At 67.0% G+C, this 10,004-nt stretch carries 7 protein-coding genes; 3 read left to right on the forward strand and 4 right to left on the reverse strand.

Features of this window, described 5'->3' with window-relative positions; all coding sequences use genetic code 11:
- The first annotated feature begins 169 nt into the window (after positions 1-169).
- The gene (locus tag ACE026_RS04000) at positions 170-679 is read left to right on the forward strand and encodes a disulfide bond formation protein B (RefSeq protein ID WP_070426690.1); all 510 of its coding nucleotides are present in this window, start codon (positions 170-172) and stop codon (positions 677-679) included.
- A gap of 115 nt (positions 680-794) precedes the next feature.
- On the opposite strand, the gene ACE026_RS04005 is transcribed toward ACE026_RS04000, so the two are convergent.
- Positions 795-2,921 (reverse strand): TonB-dependent receptor, encoded by a 2,127-nt coding sequence (locus ACE026_RS04005; protein ID WP_486037972.1) that lies wholly within the window; start codon positions 2,919-2,921, stop codon positions 795-797.
- Positions 2,922-3,135: 214 nt separating this feature from the next.
- On the opposite strand from ACE026_RS04005, the gene ACE026_RS04010 reads away from it, so the two are divergent.
- Positions 3,136-4,527, forward strand: a complete 1,392-nt coding sequence (locus ACE026_RS04010) for a class II 3-deoxy-7-phosphoheptulonate synthase (protein ID WP_486037973.1) — start codon at positions 3,136-3,138, stop codon at positions 4,525-4,527.
- Between the two features lie 65 nt (positions 4,528-4,592).
- Complete coding sequence (locus ACE026_RS04015; protein ID WP_486037974.1) at positions 4,593-5,777, forward strand: mechanosensitive ion channel family protein; 1,185 nt, start codon at positions 4,593-4,595, stop codon at positions 5,775-5,777.
- A 78-nt stretch (positions 5,778-5,855) separates the two neighbouring features.
- Here ACE026_RS04015 and ACE026_RS04020 read toward each other — a convergent pair whose 3' ends face one another.
- From ACE026_RS04020 to typA, 3 genes are read right to left on the reverse strand one after another with little or no spacing between them, the layout of a single operon-like run.
- Complete coding sequence (locus ACE026_RS04020; RefSeq protein WP_486037976.1) at positions 5,856-7,478, reverse strand: amidase; 1,623 nt, start codon at positions 7,476-7,478, stop codon at positions 5,856-5,858.
- Between the two features lie 55 nt (positions 7,479-7,533).
- Complete coding sequence (locus ACE026_RS04025; RefSeq protein ID WP_088435216.1) at positions 7,534-8,019, reverse strand: DUF2127 domain-containing protein; 486 nt, start codon at positions 8,017-8,019, stop codon at positions 7,534-7,536.
- 14 nt (positions 8,020-8,033) lie between these two features.
- Positions 8,034-9,881, reverse strand: coding sequence for a translational GTPase TypA (gene typA / locus ACE026_RS04030; protein ID WP_121042902.1), 1,848 nt, complete (start codon positions 9,879-9,881; stop codon positions 8,034-8,036).
- Positions 9,882-10,004 lie beyond the last annotated feature (123 nt).

The following is a 10,004-nucleotide window of genomic DNA, read 5'->3' on the forward strand; positions in this document are numbered from 1 at the left end:
CGCCCCCCCCCCCCCCCCCCCCCCCCCCAACGCCTGCACACAGGGTCGGTGCGCATGGGGTAAAGCGGGGGCTGTGCGCGACATAGGTAGAGCCGGCCGTTGGCCGGCTGCGTGGCGGGTGGTCGCGGCCCTGTTAATCTTGGCGCCTGGACTTTCACGAGTGTTGGCAATGAATCCATTGCGTTGGAGTTTCCGCGCCCAGTTCCTGTTGGGCTTTCTGGTCTGCGCGGCGCTGTTGGGGTATGCGATCTTCCTGCAGTTGAAGATGGGGCTGGAGCCGTGTCCGTTGTGCATTTTCCAGCGGATTGCGTTCGCGGCGTTGGGGCTGCTGTTCCTGATCGGGGCGCTGCATGGTCCGCGGGATCCGGCCGGGCGGAAGACGTATGGGGTGCTGGCCTTCATCGCGGCGGCGGTCGGTATCGGCATTGCCGGTCGGCATGTGTATGTGCAGTTGCTGCCGCAGGACATGGGCTCGAGCTGTGGGCCGCCGCTGAGTTTCCTCAGTGAGACGATGGGGCCGTTCGAGGTGTTCCGCACGGTGCTGACCGGTACCGGCAACTGCGGCAACATCGATTGGCAGTTCCTGGGGCTGACGATGCCGATGTGGAGCCTGGTGTGGTTCGCGGCCTTGGCGGTGTGGGCGCTGGTGACGGCGTTCCGTGCGCGTCGTCGCCACTGAGGCTTTTCTCGACGCAGTGACCCCGACCTGGCACGCGTTGCGCGGCCAGGCCGGGTGCTGCGATCAGGTCTGGATGCTGCTGATCTGATCGAGTGGCAGGGCTTCCTCGGGAAACTCAGAAGTCCTGCTGCAGGCTGAGGTAGGCGCCCCGGCGGGGGCCCCACTGCGGGGCGAACACGCCGATGCCGCCGCCGTCGCGCAGTTGGTAGCTGCGGTCCAGTGCGTTGACCAGGGCCAGCTGTGCATGCAGCGGGTGGCCGCTGTCGGCGTTGAAGTCGTGGCCGGCGCTGAGGTTGAGCTGCAGGTAGGCGGGGAGCTCGCCGCCGTTGGGGATGCCATCGGCATCCGAGCGCAGGCCGCTGCCGAAGACGTAGTCCGCGCCAAGACGGTTGTGCCCGGGGAAGGCGTAGCTGATGCCGGCCGACGAGGTCAGTTTCTGGTCGTGGTCCAGATGGATCCAGTTGTTCTGGACGTAGGCCAGTGCCTCGGGATCGAGGTTGTATTGGCCGGTGATCACCTGCTTGCCCATGGCCTTGTTGTAGGCGGCGTTGACGTAGGCGCTGAGCGGGCCGTTGCTGTAGTCGGCGCTGAACTCCACGCCGTGGATGTGGCCGAGGCGATAGTTGAAGGTGGAGTAGATGTAGGCGGCGCCGAACTGGCCTTCGTCCTGCAGGCGGTCGACCTTGCGATCGTAGGCGTCCAGGCCCAGGGTGAGGTGTTCGCCTACCTGTTGTGAGATGCCGATGTCGTAGTAGTCGCTGCGCTCTGAAAGTGGCGTGGTGCTTCCCCCGGCCGGCTGCTGGTTGGTGGTGCCGTCGTAGAGCGCGATGTCGCTGCTGGCCACCAGTTCGCTGGCTGGCGGGGTGAAGTAGCGCGAGTAGCCGGCGTGCACGGTGGTGCTGTCGCTGGGGTTCCAGACCACGCCCACCCGCGGGCTGAGCTGGCCTTCGGTGCCGCCGAACGCCTTGTAGCGGTCGCCGCGCAGGCCGTAGTTGACGGTCCAGTCCTCGCCGAGGCGCCATTCGTCCTGCAGATAGACCGCGGTGGTGGTGGCGTTGAAGGCGCTCGCCTCCGGAATGCGCAGGGGCGTGGTACTGGCCTGCTGGCCGTCGGCATCGACCGGGAACACCCAGGTGTCGCTGCCGGCGCGGGCGCGTTCGGCGTTGACGTACAGGCCGTAGCGCAGCGTGTGGTTTTCGCCCAGCGGGGTGGAGAAATCGGCCTGCACGGTGTTGGCGCGGTTGCTGCGCTCCACCTGTGAGGCGACGCCGTTGAAGATCAGATCGCCGGCCAGGTCCGGGTTGAAGGACAGGTCGCTGTACCGCTGCCCGGCCGAGACCTGGTAGGCGGTGTTGCCCAGCGCGCCCTGCAGCACCAGCATGCCGAAGCGGGTGGTCTCGCGCTGGGTTTCGTCCAGCGCGGCCGAGTCTGCCGTGACGGTGTCCAGGTAGCCGAACTGCGGGGTCTGGCCGGGGTTGACCGGGATCTGGAAGCGGTTGTTGGAGAACCCGGCGAACAGGCTCAGGCGGGTGTCGTCGTTGACCAGATAGGTCAGGTCGGCGAAGGCCTTGCCCTGGTGGGTGTCATCGTGATCCGGCCGGCGCGAGGCGGTAGGGTTTTCCATGCCGACCTGGTTCTGGTCGTAGTTGCCGGTCAGGTACCAGCTCCAGCGCCCCTGGCTGCCCCACCACGAGGCGTTGGGGTTGACCTTGCCGTAGGACCCGGCAGTGAGGCCGGCACTCCCGCCATTGCCCAATTCCGCGCCGCTGCGGGTGGTGATGTCGACCACGGCGGCCGTGCGCTCGCCGAACTGCGCCGGCAGCGCGCCGTCCATCAGGCGGATGCTCTTGATCGCGCGGGCATCCAGGGTCTGGCCGAAGCCGGAGATCGATTCCGGCAGCAGCACGCCGTTGAGCCGGTACTGGAGGTTGGCATGGTCGCCGCGTACGTGGACCCCGCCGTAGGCGTCCTGGACCACCCCGGGCGCCTGCAGCAGCACCTGGTTCAACGGGGTGGAGGCGCCCAGTGGCAGGTTCTGGATGTCTTCGGCGGTGATCTGATACTGGCTGCTGCCGATGTCCGGCGACAGCGCATTGCGCGCCTGGTCGAGTTTGGCGCTGACCGTGACCGCATCCAGATCGGTCACCGCAGGGGCGGCGCTGGTGGGGGCGGCGGCGAGGGCGGGCAGGCCGGTCAGGGCCAGGGAAACAGCGATACCGGTAGCAAGCAGGGAGGGCTTCATGAGGATGGCTTGGCTGGGCAATGGGAGGAGGGGCCGGCCTGGCAAGTGTTACTCCGTAACAAATCATGCGCCTGTCCGATGCCGCTGGACCATGCGCGATCTGGCCGGTCGCCGTGTCCTTTCTTCAGCGTTCAGCCTCCGGGCGCGTGCCCGCCCCTTTGCGCCGGGGGCGCGCTCTGCGACCATGACCGGCCCCACACCCCGGAAGTCCGTGATGAGCCTGTCCGCCCCGCCTGTAGCCGATCCCGCCGCGACCGCTGTCGACGCTGCCTGGTCGCCGGAGAGCTGGCGTGGCAAGCCGGCGCTGCAGCTGCCGACCTACCCGGACCCGCTGGCGCTGGATGCCGCCCTGCATGAACTGAAGCGGTTGCCGCCGCTGGTGACCTCCTGGGAGATCCTGGCGCTCAAGCAGCAGCTGGCCGATGCCCAGGAAGGCAAGCGCTTCCTGCTGCAGGGCGGTGACTGCGCGGAGAACTTCAGCGACTGCGAATCCACCACCATCTCCAACCGGCTCAAGGTGCTGCTGCAGATGAGCCTGGTGCTGGTGCACGGCATGCGCAAGCCGGTGATCCGGGTCGGGCGTTTCGCCGGGCAGTACGCCAAGCCGCGCTCGGCCGATACCGAAACCCGCGACGGCCTGACCCTGCCCAGCTACCGCGGCGATGTGATCAATGCGCCGGAGTTCACCGAGGCCGCCCGCCTGCCGGACCCGCGCCGGATGCTGCAGGCGCATGCGCACTCGGCGATGACGATGAACTTCGTGCGGGCGCTGATCGATGGCGGCTTCGCCGATCTGCACCACCCCGAATACTGGAACCTGGAGTGGGTGCGGCACTCGCCGCTGGCCACCGATTACCAGAAGATGGTGTCCTCGATCGGCGATGCGGTGCGTTTCATGGAAACCCTGTCCGGCACGCAGGTGTACAACCTCAACCGGATCGATTTCTACACCTCGCACGAAGCGCTGCTGCTGCCCTACGAACAGGCGTTGACCCGCCAGGTGCCGCGCCAGCAGGGCTGGTTGAACCTGAGCACGCATTACCCGTGGATCGGCATGCGCACCGCCGCTCTCGATGGCGCGCACGTGGAGTATCTGCGTGGCGTGCGCAACCCGATCGCGATCAAGGTGGGCCCGTCGGTGCAGCCGGACCAGCTGCTGCGCCTGATCGACGTGCTCAACCCCGAGGACGAGCCGGGCCGCCTGAGCTTCATCCACCGCATGGGGGCGGCACAGATCGCCGAGAAGCTGCCGCCGCTGTTGAACGCGGTCAAGCGCGATGGCCGGCGCGTGCTGTGGGTGTGCGATGCGATGCATGGCAACACCGAGAGCACCAGCAACGGCTACAAGACACGGCGTTTCGACAACGTGCGTGGCGAAGTCGAGATGTCCTTCGACCTGCACGCCGCCGCCGGCACGCGGCTGGGCGGTGTGCATCTGGAGCTGACCGGTGAGGACGTGACCGAATGCACCGGCGGTGCGCGTGAGCTGACCGAGCGCGATCTGGAGCGTGCCTACCGTTCCTCGGTGGATCCGCGCCTGAACTACGAGCAGTCGCTGGAAATCGCGATGGCGATCGTGCGCAAGCAGGCGCACTACGCCGCCTGATACCGGTGCGTGTCCTCGACACGCACCTTACATTCGCCTGACACGATGGTCATGGTGGCACCGGCATGCTGTGCACTTCCTTGCGGAGAACACAGGAGCGTGCAGTGACCGTGGACTGGCAGCAGGCAGCACTGTATCTATGGCCGATCTCGATCGCACTGGCGATCGGGATCAGCGGCTGGTGGTTGTTGATGTCGTTGACGCGGCGGCTGAAAGACCGCGACTACCGCCGCGCCCGCATCGCGCGCGTGATCAGCCGACCGCTGGCGTTCGCCCTGCCGCTGTTGCTGTTGATTCCCGCGCTGGAAGCGACGCCGCTGCAGGAGCATCGGCTCGAGCAGGCGCTGCGGCTGCTGCACATCGGTGTGACCGGCTGCGTCATCTGGCTGCTGGTACGGGCCGTGGCCGCGGGCGAGCAGGCGATCCTGCGCGACCATCCGATGGAGGTGGCCGACAACCTCGAAGCACGCCGCATCCAGACCCAGACCCGGGTGCTGAGCCGCGTGTTGATGGGCGCGATCATCCTGGTCGGCGTCTCGCTGATCCTGCTCACCTTCCCGATGGTGCGCCAGATCGGCACCGCGCTGCTGGCCTCGGCCGGCATCATCGGCCTGGTCGCCGGTATCGCGGCCAAGCCGGTGTTCGGCAACCTGATCGCCGGCCTGCAGATCGCCCTGACCCAGCCGATCCGGCTGGATGATGTGGTGATCGTCGAGGGCGAATGGGGCCGCGTGGAAGAGATCAACAGCAGCTATGTGGTGGTGCGGATCTGGGATGCGCGGCGCATGGTGGTGCCGTTGACCTGGTTCATCGAACACCCGTTCCAGAACTGGACGCGGCGCAGCGCCGATCTGCTCGGCACCGCCTTCCTGTGGCTGGATTACACCGCGCCGATCCCGGCGATCCGCGCCGAACTGGAGCGCATCTGCAAAGGCGAGGCGCTATGGGATGGCCAGGTCTGCGTGACCCAGGTGACCGAGACCAGCGAGCACACCCTGCAGGTGCGTCTGCTGGTGAGTGCGCGCAATTCCGGCGATGCGTTCGATCTGCGCTGCATCGTGCGCGAACGCATGCTCGATTTCCTCGCCCGCGAACATCCTCAGTCGTTGCCGCGCACCCGTGCCGAGCTCAACCAGGAGGCCACGCCGACGCGCCGCGCGCGTTCGCAGCCGGCCGAGGACGTGCGTTCGCCCGGTGCCGAAGATGGTGAGCCGGCGGTCATGGCAGGCCCGGGTGACGCATCCCGGTAATGCCGGCCAGCGGCCGGCACTACCAACGCGGGGCGTACGTTCTCGGGTAGGTACCGGCCGTTGGCCGGTACGCGCCCTTCAGGGCGCGACGCCGTTCGTCAGCAGGCTGTCAGTCTGGAACCGCGGCGGGCGACGTGCGCGGGTGCGCTGCTCGTAGGCGTAGCCCAGCTCGATCAACCGCGGCTCGCTCCACGCGGTCCCCATGAACAGCAGCCCCAGCGGCAGGCCGTCCACGTGCGCCATGGGCACGGTCAGGCTGGGGTAGCCGGCCACCGCTGCGGCGCTGTAGCTCTCGCCGGGGAAGTCATCGCCGCGGCCGGGCCGGATCGGCCAGGCCACCCCGGTCGTCGGTGCCACCAGCGCATCCAGGTTCTGCTCGCGCAGCACCGCATCGATGCCTTCCGGGCCGGCCAGCCGGCGGGCATCGCTGCGCGCGCGGATGTACTCAGGGCTCCCCAGGCCGCCCATCGTCGCGGCGGTGTCCATCAGGTCCTGATCGAACAGCGCCAGTTCCTTGCCCGCATGCTGCCGGTTCCATGCGATGACGTCGTCCAGCGTGCGCACCGGCGCCTGGTAAGTGGTGAAGTAGCGCTGCAGCCCAGCCTTGAACTCATGCATGAGCACGATCTGCTCAGCCTCCTGCCACTGGCCCTGGGTCGGCAACCGCACCGGCACCACGGTCGCGCCCGCGTCGCGCAGCACGGCGACCGCATGCTGCAGGGCCGGGGCGATGCCCGGCTTCTGCATCAGGTCGCCATACAGCACGCCGATCCGCGCACCGCGCAGGCCATCGGCGTTCAAACGCGAGGTGTAGTCGTACACGGCGCGCCCCGGCATGGTCGCGGTGGCCGGGTCGGCCTCGTCACGGCCGGCCATGGCGGTCAGCAGGGCGGCTGCATCGGCCACGCTGCGTGCCATCGGGCCGGCGGTGTCCTGGCTGAAAGAGATCGGGATGATGCCTTCGCGGCTGACCAGTCCCACGGTGGGCTTCAAGCCGACCACGCCGTTGACCGCGGCCGGGCAGACGATGCTGCCGTCGGTTTCGGTGCCGATCGCGGCCACCGCCAGATTGGCCGAGACCGCCACCGCGCTGCCGCTGCTGGAGCCGCACGGGTTATGGCTGAGCCGGTAGGGATTACGCGTCTGCCCGCCACGCGCGCTCCAGCCGGAGATCGATTGGCTGGAGCGGAAGTTGGCCCATTCGCTGAGGTTGGTCTTGCCCAGGATCAGCGCACCGGCCGCGCGCAGCCGCTTGACCAGGAACGCATCGTCGGGGCGGAAGCCTTCCAGCGCGAGCGAACCGGCGGTGGTACTCATGGGGCTGGCGCCGATGTTGTCCTTGAGCAGCAGCGGGATGCCGTGCAGCGGGCCGCGCAGGTGGCCCTGGCGGCGCTCGGCGTCCAGCTGGGCGGCCTCGCGCAGTGCATCGGGGTTGAGCTCGATCACCGCGCGCAGGCGCGGGCCGGCCCGGTCGAGGCGGGCGATGCGGTCCAGGTAGGCGCGGGCGAGGGTGACGCTGTCCAGCTCGCCGCTGGCCATCCGCGCCTGCAGATCGCCGATGTCGGCTTCGGCGTATGCGAAGGGCACGGGCGCGCTGGTGGGCGGGACCGGGGCAGGCGACTCGCGGGCGTGCAGGGGCGCCGGGCCCGGGCTGCAGCCGGCCAGCGCGATGAGCATCAGTGATGTCAGTGTCAGGCGCATGCCTGTCCCCCCGAACCGGCCGACAGGCTAACCAGCACAGGTGGCGCTTGGCAACTCAAGCCGTTCTGGCGGCCTTGCCATGGCGTTTGCGGATATCGCGGGCGAGCACGCCGACCACGATCAGATTGATCACCAGCACCGACCACGAGGCCCAGCCCGGGTGACGGAGGATGGCGTAGATATCGAACGGCAGGTAGATGCCGGCGGTGACGCAGCCCAGCCAGGAAGCCCAGGCTTTGGCGCGCCAGAGGCCCCAGGCCTCGAATAGGTGCAGGACGCCGTAGGCGACCATCGCAGCAGCCGCCAGATGCACGGCATCGGGGCTGATCATGTTGAGCAGCGAGGGCAGGGTGCCATGATCCGGGTCCAGGCTGAACCGGCGGATCAGGGCATTGACCGCATCGCGCAGGGGCTGCGGACCGAGCATTTCCAGCCCGGTCGCAGCCAACAGCGCCAGAACCGCCTTGCTGGCTTCCAGCAAGGCGATCAGGTGAAGCCCCGGATGCTTGTGAGGATCCGGGTTGTAGGGCTTGTCGATCACGACAATGGGTCCGATCAGCCGCCGCGCGAGGCCTTCTTGCGGTCGCTTTCGGTCAGGCCCTTCTTGCGCAGGCGGATTTCCTTCGGGGTGATTTCGACCAGCTCGTCGTCTTCGATGAAGTCCAGGGCCTGTTCCAGCGAGTACTTGATCGCCGGGGTCAGCTGGATCGCATCGTCCTTGCCCGAAGCGCGCATGTTGGTCAGCGGCTTGGTCTTGATCGCGTTGACGGTCAGGTCGTTGTCCTTGGAGTGGATACCGACCAGCTGGCCTTCATACACGTTGTCGCCTTCAGCAGCGAACAGCTTGCCGCGTTCCTGCAGCGGGCCCAGGGAGTACGCCGGGGTGGCACCCGGGGCATTGGCGATCATCACGCCGTTCTGGCGCTTGGCGATCGAACCCTGTTCCTTCGGGCCGTAATGGTCGAACACGTGGAACAGCAGGCCCGAACCCTGGGTCAGGGTCTTGAACTCGTTCTGGAAACCGATCAGGCCACGGGCCGGGATCTGGTATTCCAGGCGCACACGGCCCTTGCCGTCCGGCTCCATGTTCTTCAGCTGGCCCTTGCGGGTGCCCAGCTTTTCCATCACGCCGCCCTGGTGCTGCTCTTCGATGTCCACCACCAGCTGCTCGATCGGCTCCATGGCCTGGCCGTCGATCTGCTTGATGATCACTTCCGGGCGCGACACGGCCAGCTCGTAGCCTTCACGACGCATGTTCTCGATCAGCACCGACAGGTGCAGTTCGCCACGGCCGGAGACCAGGAACTTGTCGGCGTCTTCCAGCTGTTCGACCTTCAGGGCCACGTTGTGGACCTGCTCGCGGTCCAGGCGGTCCTTGATCTGGCGGCTGGTCAGGAACTTGCCACCGGACAGGTCCTTGTTGCCGGCGAACGGCGAGTTGTTGACCTGGAAGGTCATCGAGATCGTCGGTTCATCGACGGTCAGCGCCGGCAGTGCTTCCGGGGTATCCGGATGGCACAGGGTGTCGGAGATGGTCAGTTCCGGAATACCGGAGATGGCGACGATGTCGCCGGCTTCGGCGGTGTCCTGCTCGATGCGCTCCAGGCCCAGGAAGCCCAGTACCTGCGCGACCTTGCCGTTGCGCTTCTTGCCTTCACGATCGATGACCGCGACCTGCATGTTCTTCTTCAGGGTGCCGCGCTGCACGCGGCCGATGCCGATCACGCCCACGAAGTTGTTGTAGTCCAGCTGGCTGATGCGCATCTGGAACGGACCTTCCGGGTCCACTTCCGGCATCGGCGCGTGCTGCATGATCGCTTCGTACAGCGGGGTCATGTCGCCGTCGCGCACGGTGTCTTCCAGGCCAGCGTAGCCGTTCAGGGCCGAGGCGTAGACGATCGGGAAGTCGAGCTGCTCATTGGTGGCGCCGAGCTTGTCGAACAAGTCGAAGACCTGGTCGATCACCCAATCCGGACGCGAGCCCGGACGGTCGACCTTGTTGACCACGACGATCGGCTTGAAGCCCATCGCGAAGGCCTTCTGGGTCACGAAGCGGGTCTGCGGCATCGGGCCGTCCATCGCGTCGACGAGGATCAGCACGGTGTCGACCATCGACAGCACGCGCTCCACTTCGCCGCCGAAGTCGGCGTGTCCCGGGGTGTCGACGATGTTGATCCGGTTCTTGATACCGGTCTTCTTGTCTTCCCAGGTGATGGCCGTGTTCTTGGCCAGGATGGTGATGCCGCGTTCCTTTTCCTGGTCATTGCTGTCCATCACGCGCTCGGCGAGCACGGTGCGCTCGGAGAGGGTGCCGGACTGCTTGAGCAGCTGGTCGACGAGGGTGGTCTTACCGTGGTCGACGTGGGCGACGATGGCGATGTTGCGAAGATTTTCGATAGACATGCGAAAGGGGGCCAGTCGGCGCCGGATTTGGAAAAAGAAGTCCAACATTATACGGCCAAGATGACCAATCGCGAAAAGTGCGTCGCAAGCCTTGCCGGACGGGCATTCAGGTAGTGGGGGGGG

The sequence above is a fragment of the Stenotrophomonas sp. AGC87 genome (assembly GCF_057333975.1).